This window comes from Chryseolinea soli (assembly GCF_003589925.1).
Lineage (GTDB): Bacteria > Bacteroidota > Bacteroidia > Cytophagales > Cyclobacteriaceae > Chryseolinea > Chryseolinea soli.
On record NZ_CP032382.1, the window covers coordinates 5941397 to 5961170 of the forward strand.

The 19774-nt window shown below is 51.5% G+C and carries 16 protein-coding genes; 9 read left to right on the forward strand and 7 right to left on the reverse strand.

The features are described from left to right. Positions 1-36: 36 nt before the first annotated feature. The 5 genes from D4L85_RS24935 (at position 37) to D4L85_RS24955 (ending at position 6232) form a co-directional block, all read left to right on the forward strand. Positions 37-1692 (forward strand): glutamine--tRNA ligase/YqeY domain fusion protein, encoded by a 1656-nt coding sequence (locus D4L85_RS24935; protein WP_119756861.1) that lies wholly within the window; start codon positions 37-39, stop codon positions 1690-1692. A gap of 22 nt (positions 1693-1714) precedes the next feature. Continuing rightward, a complete protein-coding gene (locus D4L85_RS24940; RefSeq protein WP_119756862.1) occupies positions 1715-3628 on the forward strand; it encodes a tetratricopeptide repeat-containing sensor histidine kinase in 1914 nt (637 codons plus the stop codon). Between the two features lie 13 nt (positions 3629-3641). Then, a complete protein-coding gene (locus D4L85_RS24945) occupies positions 3642-4379 on the forward strand; it encodes a LytR/AlgR family response regulator transcription factor (RefSeq protein ID WP_119756863.1) in 738 nt (245 codons plus the stop codon). Between the two features lie 211 nt (positions 4380-4590). Further along, complete coding sequence (locus D4L85_RS24950; RefSeq protein ID WP_119758937.1) at positions 4591-5157, forward strand: LemA family protein; 567 nt, start codon at positions 4591-4593, stop codon at positions 5155-5157. 142 nt (positions 5158-5299) lie between these two features. Then, complete coding sequence (locus tag D4L85_RS24955; RefSeq protein ID WP_119756864.1) at positions 5300-6232, forward strand: DUF1266 domain-containing protein; 933 nt, start codon at positions 5300-5302, stop codon at positions 6230-6232. A gap of 175 nt (positions 6233-6407) precedes the next feature. Here the strand turns inward: D4L85_RS24955 and D4L85_RS24960 are convergent, their stop codons facing one another. Beyond that, a complete protein-coding gene (locus D4L85_RS24960) occupies positions 6408-7415 on the reverse strand; it encodes a WD40/YVTN/BNR-like repeat-containing protein (protein ID WP_119756865.1) in 1008 nt (335 codons plus the stop codon). Positions 7416-7991: 576 nt separating this feature from the next. Here D4L85_RS24960 and D4L85_RS24965 point away from each other — a divergent pair. After that, complete coding sequence (locus tag D4L85_RS24965) at positions 7992-8513, forward strand: GNAT family N-acetyltransferase (protein WP_119756866.1); 522 nt, start codon at positions 7992-7994, stop codon at positions 8511-8513. Positions 8514-8687: 174 nt separating this feature from the next. Here D4L85_RS24965 and mnmE read toward each other — a convergent pair whose 3' ends face one another. From mnmE to D4L85_RS24985, 4 genes are all read right to left on the reverse strand, one after another. After that, positions 8688-10055, reverse strand: coding sequence for a tRNA uridine-5-carboxymethylaminomethyl(34) synthesis GTPase MnmE (mnmE, locus tag D4L85_RS24970; protein WP_119756867.1), 1368 nt, complete (start codon positions 10053-10055; stop codon positions 8688-8690). Between the two features lie 47 nt (positions 10056-10102). Further along, positions 10103-11989 (reverse strand): Nramp family divalent metal transporter, encoded by a 1887-nt coding sequence (locus D4L85_RS24975; RefSeq protein ID WP_119756868.1) that lies wholly within the window; start codon positions 11987-11989, stop codon positions 10103-10105. Positions 11990-11998: 9 nt separating this feature from the next. Further along, entirely contained in the window at positions 11999-12652 is a 654-nt protein-coding gene (locus D4L85_RS24980; protein ID WP_119756869.1) for a metal-dependent transcriptional regulator, read from the reverse strand. Positions 12653-12747: 95 nt separating this feature from the next. Continuing rightward, the gene (locus D4L85_RS24985; RefSeq protein ID WP_119756870.1) at positions 12748-13872 is read right to left on the reverse strand and encodes a glycosyltransferase family protein; all 1125 of its coding nucleotides are present in this window, start codon (positions 13870-13872) and stop codon (positions 12748-12750) included. Positions 13873-13901: 29 nt separating this feature from the next. Between D4L85_RS24985 and D4L85_RS24990 the strand changes: the two genes are divergently transcribed. Continuing rightward, positions 13902-14714 (forward strand): 2,3,4,5-tetrahydropyridine-2,6-dicarboxylate N-succinyltransferase, encoded by an 813-nt coding sequence (locus D4L85_RS24990; protein ID WP_119756871.1) that lies wholly within the window; start codon positions 13902-13904, stop codon positions 14712-14714. A gap of 93 nt (positions 14715-14807) precedes the next feature. Then, positions 14808-15629: a DUF3108 domain-containing protein gene (locus D4L85_RS24995; protein ID WP_119756872.1), complete on the forward strand. Its 822-nt coding sequence runs from the start codon at positions 14808-14810 to the stop codon at positions 15627-15629. 29 nt (positions 15630-15658) lie between these two features. Here D4L85_RS24995 and D4L85_RS25000 read toward each other — a convergent pair whose 3' ends face one another. Together D4L85_RS25000 and D4L85_RS25005 are read right to left on the reverse strand one after the other, a co-directional pair. Beyond that, positions 15659-16066 carry a response regulator gene (locus tag D4L85_RS25000; RefSeq protein WP_119756873.1) on the reverse strand — a complete coding sequence of 136 codons (408 nt, stop codon included), beginning with the start codon at positions 16064-16066 and terminating at the stop codon, positions 15659-15661. Continuing rightward, on the reverse strand, positions 16056-19190 hold the full coding sequence (locus tag D4L85_RS25005; RefSeq protein ID WP_119756874.1) for a PAS domain-containing protein: 3135 nt from the start codon (positions 19188-19190) through the stop codon (positions 16056-16058). The genes D4L85_RS25000 and D4L85_RS25005 overlap by 11 nt, the downstream gene beginning before the upstream one ends. 125 nt (positions 19191-19315) lie before the next feature. Between D4L85_RS25005 and mscL the strand changes: the two genes are divergently transcribed. Continuing rightward, the gene (gene mscL, locus D4L85_RS25010; RefSeq protein ID WP_119756875.1) at positions 19316-19756 is read left to right on the forward strand and encodes a large conductance mechanosensitive channel protein MscL; all 441 of its coding nucleotides are present in this window, start codon (positions 19316-19318) and stop codon (positions 19754-19756) included. Positions 19757-19774: the final 18 nt, after the last annotated feature.

A 19774-nucleotide genomic window follows, 5' to 3' on the forward strand; every position in this document is an offset into this window, starting at 1 on the left:
ACAATATTCTATCTTAGCGACCTTTTAGAATTCCATATGGCCGAAGAAAAGAGTTTGAACTTCCTGGAAGAGATCGTAGAGTCCGACTTGAAGAATGGAAAATACAAGAACATTGCTACGCGATTCCCGCCGGAGCCCAATGGCTACCTGCATTTGGGCCACGCCAAGAGCATTTGCCTGAACTTTGGTCTCGCGTTGAAGTATGGCGGCAAAACAAACCTGCGTTTTGATGATACTAACCCCGTAACCGAGGAAACCGAATATGTGGAGAGCATTAAAGGGGACGTGAAGTGGTTGGGATTTAATTGGTCCGAAGAACTATATGCATCCGATTACTTCGACCAACTGTACACCTATGCTCACAGCTTGATCGATAAGGGACTGGCCTATGTAGATGATAGCACAAGCGAAGAGATGGCAGCCCAGAAAGGAACGCCTACTCAGCCGGGAACAGACAGCCCTTATCGGGGTCGATCGATTGAGGAAAACAAGAGGCTTTTCACCGAGATGAAGGATGGTAAGCACCCGGATGGATCAAAAGTCCTTCGCGCCAGAATAGACATGTCGCACACCAACATGCTCATGCGCGATCCGGTGATCTACCGCGTCAAACACGCCCATCATCACCGGACAGGTGACAAGTGGTGCATTTATCCCATGTACGATTTTGCCCACGGCCAAAGTGATTCGATCGAGCAGATTACGCACAGCATTTGCACGCTTGAGTTTGTTCCGCATCGTGAATTGTATGACTGGCTTATAGCCAAACTCGACATATACCCTTCGCATCAGTATGAGTTCGCCAGACTCAACATGACCTACACCATGATGAGTAAGCGCAAGCTTTTACAATTGGTGAATGAGAAGCATGTAAACGGTTGGGACGATCCTCGCATGCCAACGTTAAGTGCTGCACGCAGGAGAGGCTACACGCCCGAGGCTATCCGCGATTTTTGCGATCGAATTGGAGTGGCCAAACGCGACAATCTGATTGATATTGGTTTGCTTGAGTTCTGTTTGCGAGAACACTTGAACAAGATCGCCGAGCGAAGAATGGTGGTGTTCGATCCATTGAAAGTGGTCATCACCAATTATCCCGAGGGGAAATCTGAATTACTCAGGAGCGAGAATTTGCCGGAAGGAGATTCGACCCGCGAGCTTCCTTTTGGGCGAGAACTCTGGATTGAACGCGACGACTTTATGGAGGTGCCCGCGAAGAAATATTTCCGCCTTGCGCCAGGCCAAATGGTGCGTTTAAAGAGCGCGTTCATTGTCAAGTGCGAAGAGTTCATCAAAGATGCGAATGGAACGGTAACAGAGTTGCGTTGCACTTACGTGCCCGAAAGTCGCAGCGGTTCCGATACATCAGGAATTAATGTGAAGGGCGTCATTCATTGGGTGAGCGCGCAGCATGCAGTACCCGCAGAAATTCGCTTGTATGATCGCCTTTTTGTAACAGAGGACATGAATGCCATCGAAGATGATTTCACAAATCACCTTAATCCGAATTCATTGCAGATCTTGAAAACTGTTTATGCTGAACCCGAACTTGCCAAATCAAAAACAGGTGAGCATTTCCAGTTTTTGCGCATGGGATATTTCTGCCTCGACCCTGATGCTACTTCGAATAAATTGATCTTTAACCGCACCGTGACGTTAAGGGATACGTGGACGAAAGGAGCGGGGAAGTAATGGCGTTTGAACGAATTCTTGCATGAACCGCCTCGTCGCTAGAGCATACCTCGTCGCCCCGGCTCTCGGATGCCTACTGATGATCAGTCTTTTCTCCTGCCATAATCTTGACGAGAAAAAAGTGCCTGTACAGGATCGTGTGGTGTCTGAACACGACTACGTACAGGCTTTCCTGGCGATAGACACACTGCCCACGCCAAAGCGTTTAGAACAGATCAGCTTGATGCTGAAAGAATTCGACTCAACGGAATACGGGGGCAATCCATACTGCAACTACCTTCAGGGCTATAGCCTGCAACTCGAGGGCAAGCCCGACAGCGCATTGATCTACTACCGGAACATGAAGACCGATGAGCTTTCCGCGCTCTTCATACTAAAGGAATATGCCATTCTGTCCAATACAACGAACGAAGCCATCATCGCCGATTCGGAGCTCATGGCTACCGTCCTGCACTTGATCGCGAACGCTGAAAAAACCAACAACCCATTCACCTACAAATTGTATGATCTCCTTGCCAGATTCTACTACAGAAATCAGAACGGTGAAAAGGCCGCAGCGTACACTCATCTTTACTACAAAAACCATCCGTTCAAAGATCAGATTACGGTCAGGCAGCGTTATCACGCCCTCCTGTTTATACTCGCGGTGAGAGACACAGACACCAAGGCCATGCGCGTGCACCTCGACAGTTGTCGTAAGCTGGCCTTGCTGATCAACGACAGCCTCACACTCATGCGCACCTACGAGGGTGAATCGCAGCTGCAGGCACTCACCGGCCACTACACCGAGGCCGTACAGGGCTATCGAAAATATTTTCAGTATTTGAAACGGAAGGGACTTCTCGACATTGTCGCGTTCAACAACATGGCCAAAATCGTACTGGATAATAATGAGCCCGACTCGGCGGTTCATTATTTCAAGGAAGCCATACGATGGGCAAAAGAAAATGTTCCCACGGCCGACCTCTTAGGAGTTTACGGCGGACTCAATGAAACGTACTGGAGCATGGGAGATTGTCAAAATGCACACATTGCCCTCGACTCCGTATTGAAGATATATGCCCGCAACACCGAAGCCATTCAGGCTACGAAAATAGAACAGATCCACACGCGCTACGAAACGGAAAAGAAGGACCAGGCCATAGCCGCTCTGCAGACTACCAATGCCTTGAACGAAAAGATCATCACCCAGCAACGGTGGATCTTTGCCGCCGCAGGCCTGCTGCTCCTCATCGTGCTGTTGTTTATGTACAACCTATATCGCCGCCGCCTGCTCACCAAGAAGCATGAAAATCTTTTGCTGGAAAACAAACGCATGGCACTCGAGCAGAAAACCCGGCAGATGCAACTCAACCCCCACTTCATCTACAACGCCATCGCTAACTTGCAGGGACTTATTGGCGGTGGAAAAAAACAGGAGGCCAACGCCTACCTGGTATCGTTCTCACAGTTGATGCGCAATGTCCTGGAGCTGAACCGCCATGAGATGATCTCCCTGGAGGACGAGATCACATCCCTGAAGAACTACATCGAGCTGCAACAGATGCGCTTTGCCAATATGTTCGACTACCGCATTGATGTTCAGAACCTCGACACCGAAGCCATCATGATCCCGCCCATGCTCCTTCAACCCTTCGTGGAAAACGCCATCGAACACGGCTTCAAGAACATTGGCTATAAAGGTCAGCTGCAGATTTCCTTCCGCATGGAGGCGCAGCAATTACACATCGGCATCGGCGACAACGGTGTGGGCATCGAAGAGCAAGTGAAGACCCATTCCGGGAAGACCTCGCTATCGCGGATCATCACCCAGGAGCGCCTCGATATTCTGTTTAACGCCACCCACCGGAAAGCCTGGTTTGAAACACAGCCCAATGCGGCATGGGGTGGAAAAGGAACTGAAGTAAACATCTCCATACCTGTGCCTGTGGCCTGATAACCCAAACGCCATGAAAGTTTATATTCTCGAAGACGAAGTAAATATCCGCGAATACATCCTGTCGCTGGCAGGGGATATACCCTATCTGCAGGTGGTGGGCTACGCCGCCGAGATAGCCACAGCACAGAAAGAGATCCAGAAGCTGAAACCCGACCTCATCCTGGCCGACATCGAGCTGAAAGACGGTACCTGCTTCACCCTCTTCAATACCATAAAAACAGACGCCCACATTATCTTTATCACCGCCTACAACCAGTACGCCATCGATGCCCTTAACCTTGGAGCATTCGCTTATCTGCTGAAGCCCCTCGACACTGCCGCCTTCAACAACACGATAGACAGATGCTACAAAAAAATAGAAGCCTATCGTTTAACAAAACAACAACTGGAAATCACCGATAGCCACTACCAGAAAAAAGATACGCCGCGAAGAATCGTCCTCAAAAACTTCGACTTCATCCAGATCGTCGCCATGGAAGACATCGTTTACTGCCAAAGCGACAAAGGATACACCACGTTCCATCTCCGGGACGGCAGCAAGATCATCATGTCCAAAGTTCTGAAAGAATATGAAGCCCTTCTCCCCGAAGACACCTTCATTCGCTGCCACCAATCCTACATGGTAAACGTCAACTACATCAGCCGCTATTACAAAGAAGGCGAGCTTCTCCTCACAAACACCCACAAAATCCCTGTCTCGGATCGTAAAAAATCCATCGTTATAGACTATATCGAAAAACTGGCCTAGAAGCGCGAACAGAAAGTAGCAGAACGTGAGAAGGGCAGGAGACAAATGACTCCCCTTCCTCAGCGCATATCCCACAGCACCCCGCGAATATCAACCCATCCCCCGCGGATATCAATCTCCTGCATTTGACCTCATTCTGTCCCTTACTTTTACTTCACAATTGCATCGGAAGTACAAAATACTTCGAGCGAACCTCTGGAAAAAAAACGGCATGCATTACATACTCTACATCGCCCTCATCGGAACGCCTGTCGTGTTGATGGTCTATGGAATCACCATGTTCAATAGCCTCTCCAGAAAGCGCGCCCAAATCCAAAACGCCATATCGTCTGTCGACGCCCTGTTCATCGAGCGTGCAGACCTGTTGCCAAACCTCATCGCCTCCGTCAAACAATACATGGTGTTTGAACGTGAGACCCTGGAGAAGATCACCGAGCTCAGGCAACCCACCGCCACACACGCCGGCAATCCGTATCTGAGGCCCGAAGAAGGTAGCTCCATCCTGCGACAGATCATGATTCAGGCAGAGAGCTACCCTGAGCTGAGGGCAGGAAGTCAGTTTACCAAACTGCAACACAGCTTCCAGGAATGCGAGGAACAGATCGCCGCGGGAAGACGCTTCCTGAGCGCGTCTATTACCGATTACAATACAAGCACGGTGGTGTTTCCGTGGAACATCGCCGCCAAGGTATTCGGCTTCAAGCCCCATCAGTGGCAGTACGCCAGCAAGGCGCAACGGCAAAACGTGGACGCGCAGGACCTCTTTCGAAAATCTTAATCCGTCATATTATAAACAACTATAAACATAACCGTCACGCAGGGAGACCACAATATTTACCAACTCATCCCACTGAACTAAGTCAACGTAGCGTCTTTTTGTTACGTACTGGCCGTTTACATCTAATAAAAACACCATTACCATGTCTGAAGAGAAAGAAGAACCGATCAACCCGATGATGGAAGAAATGAAAAAGCAATGGGCTGCGATGGGCATCGACCCGAACCAGATGCTTTCCTATATGAACAATGCCATGGGCATGCAGCAGAACATTCAGGACCAGTTCAATCAAGCCATGGGCAGCAACCCCTTCCTGCAGAATCTGATGGGTATGGCGGGCGGTCAGGCTCCTGCTGGCGACATGCTGAATATGTTCGACGACAGTCCTGAGGTAAAAGAAGACTCTGATCTTGCGCCTGCCGAGCTCAAGGCTGTGCTCTGCGGAGCAAACATCGCATACGCGAATACCCAATACCTCAACACGCTCTCTACCTATGGCCCTGTCGAAGATATTCTTGAAGGCCTGGAAAATGCCTGGAGCATAAGCTCGCGCGAAGATCTACTGGGAACGCTCGACTGGCTGGACAAGAATGGCCACAAGGCATATTTCGATATCATCTGGACCAAGCTCAGTACGCTGCCGAAGGCCGAGTGGCGCGCCGGTATCAAAAGTCTCGAGCTGCAGGCCATGGCCGACACCAACATCGAGCCTGAGCGCCTCATGACCTATGCTACCCACATCCTGGAAGGGTATCCCGGCCTGCTCAGCCACGGAATTTTTGCCAAGGCAAAAACTCCTGATGTCACCGCCTGGGATCTCACCCGCGCCATTAACCTGTGCCGCTTTGGCTTCGACGTAGAGTACCTAACACGCGACGAAGCGTTGAAGAAGATCCAGGAGTTTGCACAGAAGCTTTACAGCACCTATGATTCCTGGAGGTCATTATCGGAGGGCTATGTGACAGGTTTCGCGATGTGGAGCGGCGAAGGTGACGACCTCGACGAACGGATACAGCAGCACGGTGTCCTATTGCAGCATCCGAAAAGCCCCTGGACGACGATCAGCTGGAAGTAACACCATGCGAGACGATTGCCATTTCGGCTGGTGTTTTTTTGAGTTTTTTCCTTGAATGAACTGGGGAAAATGCGATTATCATGAAAATGGGCGAAAAAGATTTTGGGACAATTTGCCCAAAATCTTTTTAAGCGCATCGGTTTGCCGACGAAGCCAACAAGGGTGCTCATTAACCTTAGCACCCACCGACATTACGCATCGCATAAATCACATTGCCAGAAACTGATAAGTTGAGAATTTTATGGTCATTTGAAGGAAGCAAGAGCTTCCATGTCTTTCCATGGTCCGATGAACCAGAGATGCCGTTCTGGTGGCTGCAAAATAAATTTTCACCAATCTGCACAATATTAAAAACGTAAGCAGGAAGTCCTTCATCAATAGATTGCCAGGTAATTCCGTCGTCATGCGATGTTCGTACCCGATATCTTCTTTCCGTAGACTCTGTTATAGCGGCAAACCCACCGTTGATTCGCTGTATATCCATGCCGTGTTCACCTTCACTGGTCACCAAGTTCCAGTGGTCGCCATTATCCGTAGACCGTATTATGCCTTTCTGAGTTACCCCCATGAGTACACCACCTGATTCTGCCAATTTCCTGACCCCCTTGGATGCAGAAAAGACCTGCTTCCAAGATTTCCCACCGTCGACGGGTTTAAACAAGCCGGTATTTGTTCCGATGAAAACTATGCCATTGTCAGCTTCAAAAACCGTAAGGACGTCTTTAGGCAGGAAATTCCGATGTATCGGCAACCAATCTTTTTTTCCGTTAATCATCTGCAAAACTTGCCCATCATTATAATTGAATGCCAACACTCCCGTCTCGCTAGGGAATATGCCGACTCGATTGCCGGAAAAAAAAATCTCTTTACTCCAATTAGGAACTGCGGAATTTCGTTTGTTGAAGAATAACCCATCTCCAGCGCGCAAAAAGAAGCCATCGTTAGTAGCAAAGCCTCCACCGATCATGAAGCCTTTTTGACCCGAATTGTCGGGAAGTCCTTCGGTAATGTCTTGCCATGTCCGTCCGCCATCAACCGATTTGAAAACCATTTTTGAAGTCACCGACTTAATGACAGTAGAATTCTGTTTGACACGAACGACTGAATCTGATGGCCTAAATTCGGATGCCTGATTTAATGCTAGGAGAAAGAATGCGAAAAAAATAAAGCTGTATGTCTTCATGACTTTAACTGGATTGGTGAAATAATAATGTAAGAATTTTTGGCCTTCACTAGCGCACGCCATCACGCGATATCGCGAGCTACTTTTATTCGTGAAGCACCCAAAACTAAGGCTTCCTACGCGTCCATGCGTTAAAGGCTTGTAAAAGAATGTTAATGAAATGTAAAATTACAATGTCGAATGTCGAATAATGTTGTCTCGTTATGATTTGTATGACTGAATCCAAGGGAGTTCTAAAATTGATATCCGCCTGTTATCGGAAGGGGAGGGAATGGATAGATTTGGTCGGGCACTTTTTGACCTGTTGAAAGCAGAGACAGAAGAGACGAAATGCTAATCTGCTTAAGGAGGGACTCCATAACGTGCACATGGGAAAACAAAGAAGTCGAAAAAATCGGTTTTAAAGGTCATTTCATTTACAGCGGTGATGTAAGTAAATGATCGCCAATGCGATTTTTGAAATGGGCACCCTCGCGAAGAATTCTAAAGGATAATTCAGTCGTTGATCGATCACCGTTATAAAATGCGCCGCACTCAAAATAAATTGTCCAAAGCTAAAAATAACTGCTTGAGACGATGCTCGAAATGAGACCGGCTATCTTCGATGATTATCCTGCTATTGCTAACCTTCATACCATCAGTTGGCAGCAGCACTATCGTGGAATTTTTTCGAAATATTTTTTGAATAACCAAGTCGAGCGGAATCGATGGGTGCTATGGCATCGACGGATGAGCGTTCCGCTTGAAAATCAACGCGTCACGGTCGCTATACACGACCATGCGCTCGTAGGTTTTGCTTGCTTATTTTTAGACGACGATCCGGTTTTTGGATCTTTGCTCGACAACCTGCACGTCGCCGCTTCCCATCATGGTTTAGGTATTGGTAGATCGTTGATCGAAACATGCGCCCGTCAACTATTGAGCAGCAACACATCGAAATTGTATCTCTGGGTCTTTGAGAAAAATGAAAAGGCGAAATCTTTTTATGAACGACTAGGCGGTATTCATGTAGAAAATATTGAAACAAAGCTTGAAGACGGTTCTAGTGCCGTTTCCTGCCGGTATGTGTGGCATGATGTCTCAAATTTGATTCGTTAAGTTCAGAGGAATTTGAAGCCTGATGATCGAAGAGTAGTGGATACATGCAAGTTCTTTCAATTGAGAAGCGAAGCACATTGAAGGCTGTGGCGAAGTGAACGTTTTGCACCTTGCCGATGGCGGGGCTTTCATCGCAGATTTTGTATCGACTTGATTCTGAACGACTTTCAAAATTCATTTTCCGATACAAAACTTACTGAAAATATTATCCAACAAATCATCCGTCGTAATCGCCCCCGTGATCTCACCCAGGTAATGCAACGACTGCCGGATATCCATCGCCAAAAAATCCCCCGTAACCCCTTGGCTCATCCCATCCAGCACACGCCCCAGCGAGTCATACGTCTGCAACAGATTCTGATAATGCCGCAGGTTGGTCACCATCACATCTCCCGTCTTCACTTCCCGCACCTGCACTTTCGCCAACAACTTTTCCTTGAGCACGCCCACGTTCGTGTGTGCGGCTGCTGAGATGAATGTAAAATCTTCCGTCTTCAGTTTTTCCAGCAATAGGGGATCAGCCTTATCCAACTTGTTGCCCACGTTGATGTGCGGAATACCCAGCGCAGCCAACTCCCGGCGCTGCGTATCGATTTCCTCTAGCGTGGTGTTGGCAAGATCAAAGAGATAAATGATCAGCGAAGCCTTCTTCATCCGGTCGCGCGTACGTTCCACGCCAATGGCCTCGATCACGTCGCTGGTTTCGCGCAGTCCGGCTGTATCAATAAAACGAAAGTTGATACCGCCCAAAACGATCTCATCTTCAATGGCGTCGCGTGTGGTACCGGGAATGTCCGACACAATGGCTCTCTCTTCATTCAACAACGTATTGAGCAACGTGGATTTGCCGGCATTTGGTTTTCCGGCAATCACCGTGGGCACGCCATTCTTGATCACATTCCCCTGGTCAAACGAATCGATCAAGGCGCGCAAAACGGACCGGATGCGCGTGATCAAATTTCTCAGATCATCGCGCTGTGCAAACTCCACATCTTCCTCCCCAAAATCCAACTCGAGTTCAATGAGCGAAGCAAAATGAATCAGCTCCTCCCGAAGCCGGTCAATCTCCTTCGAAAACCCGCCGCGCATCTGGTTGAGAGCCGCCTGGCGGGCGTTATCCGTTTCGGCATGGATCAGGTCTGCAACGGCTTCGGCTTGTGCCAGATCGAAACGACCATGAAAGAATGCACGTTTTGTAAACTCACCGGGTTCGGCGAGACGCGCTCCATTTTTCAGCAACGTTTTGATGATCTCTTTTACGATGAACGGCGATCCATGACACGAGATCTCCACCGCATTCTCCTTGGTAAACGAATTTGGCTCGCGGAACAAAGCCACCAACACTTCGTCAATAGTCCTGCCATTGTCGTGCAACGTCCCAAAGTGCAGGGTATGGGTGGCCTGTGAAAGCAGGTCTTTCCCCTTAAAACATTTCTGAGTAATGCCAATGGCCTCCTTCCCCGACAAACGGATCACGGAAATGGCAGCAATGCCGGGAGCAGTGGCCAACGCTACAATGGTATCTTCGGTGTGCACGGACATGGGCGCAAGTTACGGCTTGTCAACGACCCCGCAAGTCTTTCCGTTCCTCAGGCCCGCACGATCAGCACGGGAATATGCACCCGGTGCCGCACCGTATCCACCGTGGTGCCAAACACCAGGTCCTTGAAGAACTTGTGACCGTGGGCACCCATCACCAGCAGGTCGGCCTGGAACTCTGTCACCATTTCCGGGATGCAGCGGCGCGGGTTTCCATAGCCCACTTTGACCTCTACGCTGTAGCCTCGCTCCAACAGTTGTGTCCGGTAATTTTCCAGCGAGGCGGCATCGGTATACGACTCATGGTCGGCAATGTCAGCGCCGTAGACCATGGCGCCGGCGGTTTCCACCACGTGCAGCAACACATAGCGCGCGTTTTTGCCGCCCTGGGCCAGCGCACTGCGGATGGTCAGGCTGTCGATGTCGCTGAAGTCAAGGGTGATGGCAATGCGGTTGTAGACCAGGTCGTGGTTCACATCCAGCGTAACGGCTTGGCCATGCGGTCCGCGGGCATCGCGTTCGGCGGCGCGCCGTTCGATAAGAGGCTTCAGGGTGATGTAGAGGAGCAAACCGGCAGCGGCCACGCAAACCGGCACGGCCGTGATCCAGATGATCCACGCCGAGTCGCCGGCCATGACCAGCCAGCCCGTAATTTCCTGGATGACGAGCTTCACGTTCAATCCCACAATGACGGCGGCGATGACCCACGCGGCCACTTTCAGCCAGGGCTTGATCACGAAGACGCCCATCTTGCTTTTATCGCTGTTGAAATGGATGAGCGGGATGATGGCAAAGCCCAGTTGCAAGCTCAGGATCACCTGGCTGAAAATGAGCAACGCCCCGGTTTCCGCTTCGCCGTAAATGATGATGACGAGCAGGGCAGGGACGATAGCGATCAACCGCGTGATGAGCCGTCGCAGCCAGGGGGCGATGCGCAGGTTAAGATAGCCTTCCATCACGATCTGTCCGGCCAGTGTGCCCGTGATCGTGGAGCTTTGTCCTGCGGCCACAAGCGCAATACCAAATAGGAGGGAAGCCCATTTCGTGCCCAGCAGGGGCGCGAGAAATTTGTAGGCGTCCTGTATTTGCTCTACATCGTTCAAGCCCGCTTTAAAGAATGTGGCGGCCGCCAAAACAAGAATGGCAGCGTTCACAAAGAACGCCGCATTCAAGGCTACGGCCGAATCGATGAAGTTATATTTAATGGCCGACCAAATCCCTTTCTCGCTGGTGTTATAGCGCCGGGTTTGCACGAGCGATGAATGCAGGTATAGGTTGTGCGGCATCACCGTGGCGCCGATAATGCCAATGGCGATATAAAGCGCCTGCTCGTTCGGCAGCGAAGGCACAAAACCGCGCGCCAGCTCTGCCACGGGCGGTTTGGCCAGGATCATCTCCACCAGGAAGGCACCGCCGATGATGGCGACCAGGGCAATGATAAACGTTTCGATGCGGCGCATGCCATAGCTTTGCAGCACCAGCAGGAGCAGCGTGTCCAGCACGGTCAAGCTCACCCCCCAGATCAGGGGCAACCCGAAGAGGAGTTGAAGGCCGATGGCCATCCCCAACACTTCCGCCAGGTCGCAGGCGGCGATGGCAATTTCGGCCAGGATCCACAATGAAAAGTTTACGGGCCGGCTATACGCCGTCCGCGAGGCCTGTGCCAGGTCCAGTTGGCGCACGATGCCCAGACGGGCGCTCAGGCTTTGGAGGAGCAGCGCCATCATGTTGGACATCAGCAACACCCAAAGCAGCGAGTAGCCAAACTTGCTTCCACCGGCAATATCGGTGGCCCAGTTGCCCGGATCCATATAACCCACGCTTACCAGGTAGGCCGGCCCCATAAAGGCCAGCATCTTGCGCCAGCCTTTCCGTTGTGTGTCCACGGAGGCGTGGACTTCGCTGAGTGATTTTCGCTGTATAGTATCGGTTTCCATTTGCTTTTATTACGCGGTTACTAATATGTTCTCGGCCACGGTCTTGCTGATCGTCACTCGTTTGCCATCCACTTCCACTTCCATGCTTTCGTCGTATTCTTCTTTGCCGATGAGGATGATCGTCTTGCCGGGCACGGCGCCAATGCGGTTGAGGTACTTCAATAAATTCGAATCCGAATCGTGCACCGCCTCGATGGTTCCCGTATAGCCCGCGGCCAGGCCATGCAGCGGCTGGCGCAAGGGCACGGCGATCTTGCCGTGTTTGTCGGGAATGGGTTCGCCATGCGGGTCGGTGGTGGGGAAGCCCAGGAATTCGTCCAGCTTCTGGATGAGCACGGCCGACTGGATGTGCTCCAGTTGCTCGGCGATCTCATGCACCTCATCCCAGTTGAACCGAAGCTTTTCCACCAGGAACGTCTCCCAAAGCCGGTGCTTGCGGATCACCATCAGCGCTTCGCTCTTACCTTGCTTGGTGATCTTCACGCCATAATACTTCTCATAGGAGATGAGATTCTTGGCCGACAGCTTCTTGATCATGTCCGTCACCGAAGCCGCCTTGGTATGCATGACTTCGGCGATTTCATTGGTAAGCACGGCCTGCGATCCGCTGGCGGAAAGGTGGTAGATGGCTTTCAGGTAGTTTTCTTCCGTGAAGCTGGGCATGGCATGGAGATATCGATTTACAAAAATAAAAATTTAGGCTAGTCTAAAAAATAATTCAGGCAAAAATGTTTTGAACGGCCCAGGCAGGGATGCGTTCAGGCTAAAACGTAGCGAATGGCCTTGAAAAGCTTGTTTTCTTCCGTTTCCCAGAAGACGTTATGGGGCGGAACGGTATAAAAAGGACCGGCCTTCAACGCACGTAACGTGCTTTCCCCATCAAAATTTTCGGGATCGAAAACGACGGCGGCGCGATAAGGAACACACCGCGCCACCCAGGCCGGGTGGTCAATGAGCAACATGGGTAGTTGGTAGGCGAGGTATTCGTAGAGTTTGGTTGGTGTGCTGTGGATGGTAGAAGGATTGGGCGGATAGGACACGATGCCGAAGTCCGCCGTTTGAATAGCGTCCAGAATGGCCGTGTGTGGCACGAGCTGGTCGCCGCCCTGCAAGGTCACAAACGGCTTGTCCTTCAGCAAGCCCTTCAATTTGTGAAGCGTGCCCGCGTGAGCGCAATACCCGATAATGACCAACCTGATCCGGCTGTCAAGAGCGTGAAGCTTGGACGCCACGTCCACGGCCACGAAGACTCCGGTGGTTTCTGCCAGCGTGCCGCTGAACAATAAGTGGATCGTATCGCGTTCGCTCTCCTTCCGTGACGGCGGGTGTACACCAGATTGGGGTGAGCGCACCTTGTTTTCCAACACCACTTTTCGTTTCCCCAAGAACTGCAGCTCTTTTTCATAGCCTACTTCCGCGAGAATGTAAAGCGAAACCCACAGCTTCGACAACCGTTCTTTGATCCGGACAATGCCTGCGGCGACGGGACGCAGCAGGGGGGTGAACGTCGGGCTATGCAAAATATTCAGCGCGTAGTTCTCCTGCACATCATAGATCACCCGGCAGCCCGTGAGTCCTTTTGCCGCCAGCGAGATCCACAAAAGTTCATGCGTGCAAACGATCAGCACATCCGGGCGCAAGCGCAACACGGTCCACAACACGGTGAAGACGCGCAGCAGGCGGGCGACACTGATCCTCCGGAAAGGTTTAAGGGAATGGACCGCGATCGAACTCGCCCCGGCAGGCGCCTGACCTTCATACCCGATAACATGCACATCATATTCGCGGGCCAGACTCACCCCCAGCTTTTCAAACATGCGCGTGTCGTTCACGGGTTTCAACAGGGAGGCGAGGACTATTCTCCTTTTTTTTATTTCTTGCATGTCGATTTAAAGCATTTAAAGCTAATACAATGGAATTGAAAGAACGCATCGAAAAGATCTGGGACGACCGCACATTGCTTCAACAGGCTGAAAGCCAGGAGCTCATTCGCTCCGTAGTAGAGAAACTGGACAAGGGCGAGCTGCGCGTGGCCGAGCCCGTGGCCACCGGCTGGCAGGTGAACGAATGGGTGAAAAAAGCGGTGATCCTCTATTTCCCCATCCAACAAATGGAGACCATCGAGGTAGGTCCTTTCGAATTTCACGATAAGATAAAATTGAAACGCAACTACAAAGACCTCGGCGTCCGCGTGGTGCCGCATGCTGTGGCCCGTCACGGATCCTATATCAGCAAGGGCGTGATCCTGATGCCGTCCTATGTCAATATCGGTGCCTATGTCGACGAAGGGACCATGGTCGATACCTGGGCCACCGTAGGGAGCTGTGCACAGATCGGGAAAAATGTTCACCTCAGCGGAGGCGTGGGCATTGGCGGTGTGCTGGAACCTGTGCAGGCCGCACCCGTTATCATCGAAGATGGTGCGTTCCTGGGGTCGCGATGCATTGTGGTAGAAGGGGTCAGGGTAGGCAAGGAGGCCGTGCTGGGCGCCAACGTAGTGTTGACGGCAAGCTCGAAAGTGATTGATGTAACGGGCTCAAAACCAATTGAATACAAAGGTTTTGTTCCGGATCGCTCCGTGGTCATCCCCGGCACCTACGCCAAGACATTTCCCGCGGGCGAGTTCCAGGTGCCTTGTGCACTCATCATCGGCAAACGCAAAGAGAGCACCGACAAAAAAACGTCGTTGAACGATGCGCTCCGCGAAAATAATGTGTCGGTCTAGCCGTCTCTGAAGAGGAGTTGGCACACGCTTTGGATTTCATAAATCGTTTACATCACCGTACGATGTAATTGTGTAAATTTGGTTTGATAAACGATGAAGAGAGGAGCATTTAGTTTTTTTATCGTCGCCCTTCTTTCCGGCTTTGTTGCCGAGCAGAATGATGCATACCCCCCGGTAAAAAATCACAGCTTTAAGCGTGGCGAGGTCATCGAGTTCAAGATGACCTATGGCATCTTCACTGTCGGCAAAGGCAGTGTCACCGTCCATCCCAAATACTTCAGGATCAACAACCGCGATTGCTTCAAGATCGATGTCTACGGCAAAACCGTGGGCATGGTCGACTGGGTTGCCGATGTCGACGATCGCTGGGGCGCCTACATCGACACGGTGGCCCTCATACCGCACCAATTCTACCGCCGCATTCGCGAAGGACGCTACAAAAAAGACGAGTGGACCAACTTCGACCAGGTCAACAAGAAGATCGAGGTAAAAACGCTCGACAACGAGACCGGCAAATTCAAAGAGCCCAAATACTACGATGCCCCGCCCCAGGTCCGCGACATGGCGGCGGGCTTTCTTATTCTCCGCAACATGGACCTGTCGAAAACCAAGATCGGAGACACCGTCTCGGTGAAGGGCTTTTTTGAAGACGAGTTCTACAACTTCAAGATCATCTACGCCGGCAAGGAAACCGTCAAGATCAAGGTAGGCAAAGTGCGCGCGCTGGTTTTCAAACCCGTGATGCCCGCCAATAAAGTTTTCGATGGAGAGAATTCCGTCACGGCCTGGTTCTCCGACGACAAGAATCGCATTCCCGTCAAGATCAATGCGAATATGTTCATCGGCAGCGCCGGGGTGGAACTCACGGGCTATTCAGGGTTGAAGAATCCCCTCAACCTGGCGCCGGAGGACTAATCTGAAAATTTTTGTCGGTTAAAAAAGGATCAGGCGGCCGCCCGGTTCAACAGCTCGATAAATTTCTCGCGACTCACGGGCTTGATGATGTACTCCCGCACGTTCTTGTCCTGCTTGGCACGGTTCACATCGCGTGGATCGATGGAGGAGCTGACCATGTAGATGGAGATCTCTTTTTTGAGATTGATTTTCAGCGTGGCATAATCTTCCAGGAACATCCAACCGTCCACATAGGGCATGTTGATGTCCAGGAAAATATAGTCGGGGAGGGTATCGCTTTCCGAGGCGTGTTCTTTCAGGAATTGCAAGGCTTCTTCTCCGTTCTCGAACTGCAGGATCTTGTTTGTGAGATTGGCGGCACGCAGCGTACGCGACGAGGTGAGTTGAAAAACCTTGTCGTCGTCTACCAGCGCGATGATCGGAGCATTAGTTGTCATTGAAATTGTACTTATCGAAGTTAACAATAAAAGTTGTGCCTTGGTTTACCTGGCTTTGAACAGCGATCTCACCGCCCATGGCCTCAATTTGATTTTTTATCATGAATAATCCTATACCCCGGCTCTCCGGGTGGCGGTGAAAAGTTTTGTGCAGTTTAAAAACCTGGTGGCCGTAGCGCTCCAGGTTGATGCCCAATCCGTTGTCGCTCACCTCCAGCACCGTGTTGCCGTCTTTATAATACGTTTTCAGCCACACCTCCGGTTTTAGGTTGGGTCGTATATATTTCAGCGAGTTGCTGAGCAGGTTCAGGAATATGCTTTCCAGGTAGATGTTAGGGTAGGAGATCACCGGCGCCCCCGCGAAGTCGCTGTGGATCAAGGCGCCCACCTCCGCGATCTTGGCGCTGAGCATGCTCTTGCTGTTTTGCAACACATCCTCGAACGACACTTTCTGCCGCTCCAGGCTTTTGTTTTGTTTGATCTTGAGCACCTCGTTCAACTCGTGCAGCGTCCGCAACGTGGTGGCGCCCGACTCCTTGAGCAGGTCCAGATATTCGGCGCGCTCTTCCTCCTTTTCCGACGACTCGAAGAAACTCAGCAGCGTCAGGATGTTGCCCACCGGCGAGCGCAGGTTGTGCGACACGATCTGGGTGAACTCTTCCAACTGCTCGTTTTTCCGTTTCATGTCCTCGGTAATGGCCACCAACCGGGCGTTTTGCTCCAGGATCTTTTCCGCGGCCAACTTGCGCTCGGTAATGTCGCGAAACTCGGTCACGCGGATGACCTGACCTTGGTAAGGGATCTTCTTGCCCTGTATTTCCAACGCATAGCGTGTCCCGTCTTTGCGCAGACCCTCCACGTCATAGGACTTTTCAAAATTGGCCAGGATCTTCCCCATCACCTCCTGCCGGTACTCGGGGCAGACCAGCAACAAGCCGTTCATACCCACCAATTCCTCACGCGTGTAGCCGGTAATGTCGCACAACCCCTGGTTGCAGTCGATGATCATGCCCTTGTCGTGCAGGCCGATCCCACCAAACGATGCCTGCTGCATGGTGCGGAAGCGCTGCTCGCTCTCTTTCAGCTCCTCTTCGATCTTTTTCCGCTCCGTGATGTCGGTAAAGGTGCATACCACCTCTTTTAATTCTCCATCCACATTTAGGATAGGCTCTGCGTTGACATAGAGCCACACCCGTGATTTTTTCTTCGGATGATACACCCCCATCACCACGCCCAACACGGGTTTATGAGCTCGGATCACCGAATGGATCGGGTGCTGTTCGTTGGGAAAATCCGTGCCGTCTTCGTGGATCACGTTCCACTCAGGGTCAAACGACGTTTTGCCGATCAACTGGTCTTCCGAAATCCCCAGCAGTTGCAAGGCCGACTTGTTGCCCACCAGCACTTCGGCCGCGGGGCTGCGCAACAACACCCCCACATTCAGGTTCCGGATGAGGTTGCGGAACCGGTGCTCGCTATAGCGCAGGGCATCTTCGGTGCGCTTTCGCTCCGTGATGTCCCAGGCCGCGGCAATGAGCACTTCCTTTCCAAAGTAGGAGCCCTTCACAATCCTGACCTCTTTCAAAAAGGCGTCCCCATTCTTTTTCTTGCCCGACCAGTCGGTCACCTGGGGGATCCCCAGGTTGGCCAGCCGCAACACCTCGTCGGCAAAAGCGCCGCTATGCTTGTCGTCCACGCCCAGAAACGCAGGCGTCTGGCCGATGAAGGCTTCTTTTTCATACCCGAATTCGCGGCATGCACCCTCGTTCACATCGATGAAGGTGCCTTCGGAAGTGAGCACATAGATCTCCTGGCCCATGAGGTTGAAGAGCTCGCGATAGCTCTTCTCACTTTCGTGAATGCGGTTCTCATTCTCTTTTTTTGCCGTGATGTCCTGCGAGATGCCGATGATCTGGGTCACCTTTCCATGCTTGTCGTGTTGAAAAGCGGTGTCGCGTCCCATAAACCATTTCCACTCGCCGCTCTTGGAGAGCATGCGGTATTCGATCTCCTTCACTTCACCAAAAGACTCGGTGGTCCACACGGGAAAAGCCGGGAGGTCGTCGGGATGGATCAGGCGCGTGATGAAGCTGGAGCCCATGCGCTGAATTTCCTCGGGCGTATAGCCCAACAGGTTCAGCACGTTCCGGTTGATATAGACGTTTTTCTGCGTGGCCAGGTCATAGACATAGAACATGCCCGGCAAGGCGCTTTCCAGGCTTTCCTTAAAACGGTTGCTTTGCACAAGGCTTTCCTCGGTTTTCACAGAGGCCGTAATGTCCTCCATAGCCCCCAGCATCCGGTGCACTTTGCCCGTGGGCAGCGTGATGAAAAAGCCGCGGTCATGAACAAAGACGTATTCACCGCTTTTCGCTTTGAAGCGGTATTGGATGTCGAACGGTTTCAAGGAAGCTTCGGCCCGGCTCAGCTCGCGGGAGGCGTGTTCGCGGTCGCGGGGATGGATGAGGCTTACCCACTTTTTGATGTCCTTCAGGTCTTTCCCCGTATAGCCGAATACTGCCCGGATGTTGCTGCTCCAGGCGATCTTGCCAGTAGCCGTATCGTAGTCGTAGACCACCTGGCCCGTAGAAGCCGCCACCAGCTCGTAGCGCGTTTTCCAGTCTTCCTTCTCCAGCTCGTCCGTTTTTTTGTCGGTAATATCTTGAACGGTGCCCGTAAGTTTCACCGGCTTGCCCTTCTTGTTCAAGACCACGTCGCCTTGCGCTTCCACCCAACGCACGGTACCGTCCTTATGAACAATGCGGTGGCGAATGTAGTAGCGCTTGCGCTCCGACAGGGTTTCTTTTATCGTCGACAACAGAAACGCCTTGTCGTCGGGGTGGATCAATTTGAGGTAGCTTTCAAACGTGCCGTCGAAGGCTTTTTCCGAAACCGAGAAAATGCGGTGCACGTCCTGGGACCAATGGATCTTTTCATTGCGCAGGTCCCATTCCCAGAGCCCCATTTTGGCGGCCTTCAGGGCGAGGCTCAGTTGCTGCTGGCTCTTCCTCAGGGCTTTATCGGCATTTTTTGGGGAAAGGGCGGTCTTCTTTTTCTTCAGCGCCTTGCCGGGGGGAGCGGAACCTTGTCCGTCTTTTTTTCGAGCGCCCTTTTTCTTCGACATAGGATTTGCTTTCGCGGCCTAAAAGATACCAAAAATAGAAGGTCCAAAAAAGGTGGTAACGAAACCATCATTTTGTTGTTAGCTCCCTAAGGCTTAATTTCACTTTAACCTAACCCTCGCCACACATGCTGAAAGAATTCAAAGAATTTGCCCTCCGCGGAAACGTCATGGACCTGGCCGTCGGTGTCATCATCGGCGCTGCCTTCGGAACCATCGTCAATTCTGTTGTCAACGATCTCATTATGCCCCTGGTAGGCATTGTCTTCAAAGCTGACTTCAGCAACCTCTACATCCCGCTCAGCGAAAAAGTGATCGCCGCCAAAGCCGCCGAACCCCAGCTCTCGCTGGCCAAGGCAAAAGAGCTCGGGCCTGTTTTCGCCTGGGGCAACTTCCTCACCGTGGCCATCAACTTCATGATCCTGGCCTTCATTATTTTCCTGATGGTAAAAGGTATGAACGCCATCAAGCGCAAAGACGCGACTACAACACCCGCACCTCCTCCCACACCTCCGGCAGACGTGATATTGCTAACTGAAATCCGGGATTTGTTAAAGTCGAAAGCCTAGGGAAGCCTTAAACGCATC

Bases quoted from the DNA above. Each gene is read 5' to 3' on its own strand.
- D4L85_RS24955 (WP_119756864.1), top strand. From the start codon at position 5,300: ATGTCTGAAGAGAAAGAAGAACCGATCAACCCGATGATGGAAGAAATG.
- D4L85_RS24950 (WP_119758937.1), top strand. From the start codon at position 4,591: ATGCATTACATACTCTACATCGCCCTCATCGGAACGCCTGTCGTGTTG.
- mnmE (WP_119756867.1), bottom strand. From the start codon at position 10,055: ATGTCCGTGCACACCGAAGATACCATTGTAGCGTTGGCCACTGCTCCC.
- D4L85_RS24940 (WP_119756862.1), top strand. From the start codon at position 1,715: ATGAACCGCCTCGTCGCTAGAGCATACCTCGTCGCCCCGGCTCTCGGA.
- D4L85_RS25005 (WP_119756874.1), bottom strand. From the start codon at position 19,190: ATGTCGAAGAAAAAGGGCGCTCGAAAAAAAGACGGACAAGGTTCCGCT.
- mscL (WP_119756875.1), top strand. From the start codon at position 19,316: ATGCTGAAAGAATTCAAAGAATTTGCCCTCCGCGGAAACGTCATGGAC.
- D4L85_RS24980 (WP_119756869.1), bottom strand. From the start codon at position 12,652: ATGCCCAGCTTCACGGAAGAAAACTACCTGAAAGCCATCTACCACCTT.
- D4L85_RS24935 (WP_119756861.1), top strand. From the start codon at position 37: ATGGCCGAAGAAAAGAGTTTGAACTTCCTGGAAGAGATCGTAGAGTCC.
- D4L85_RS24960 (WP_119756865.1), bottom strand. From the start codon at position 7,415: ATGAAGACATACAGCTTTATTTTTTTCGCATTCTTTCTCCTAGCATTA.
- D4L85_RS25000 (WP_119756873.1), bottom strand. From the start codon at position 16,066: ATGACAACTAATGCTCCGATCATCGCGCTGGTAGACGACGACAAGGTT.
- D4L85_RS24975 (WP_119756868.1), bottom strand. From the start codon at position 11,989: ATGGAAACCGATACTATACAGCGAAAATCACTCAGCGAAGTCCACGCC.
- D4L85_RS24965 (WP_119756866.1), top strand. From the start codon at position 7,992: ATGCTCGAAATGAGACCGGCTATCTTCGATGATTATCCTGCTATTGCT.
- D4L85_RS24985 (WP_119756870.1), bottom strand. From the start codon at position 13,872: ATGCAAGAAATAAAAAAAAGGAGAATAGTCCTCGCCTCCCTGTTGAAA.
- D4L85_RS24995 (WP_119756872.1), top strand. From the start codon at position 14,808: ATGAAGAGAGGAGCATTTAGTTTTTTTATCGTCGCCCTTCTTTCCGGC.
- D4L85_RS24945 (WP_119756863.1), top strand. From the start codon at position 3,642: ATGAAAGTTTATATTCTCGAAGACGAAGTAAATATCCGCGAATACATC.
- D4L85_RS24990 (WP_119756871.1), top strand. From the start codon at position 13,902: ATGGAATTGAAAGAACGCATCGAAAAGATCTGGGACGACCGCACATTG.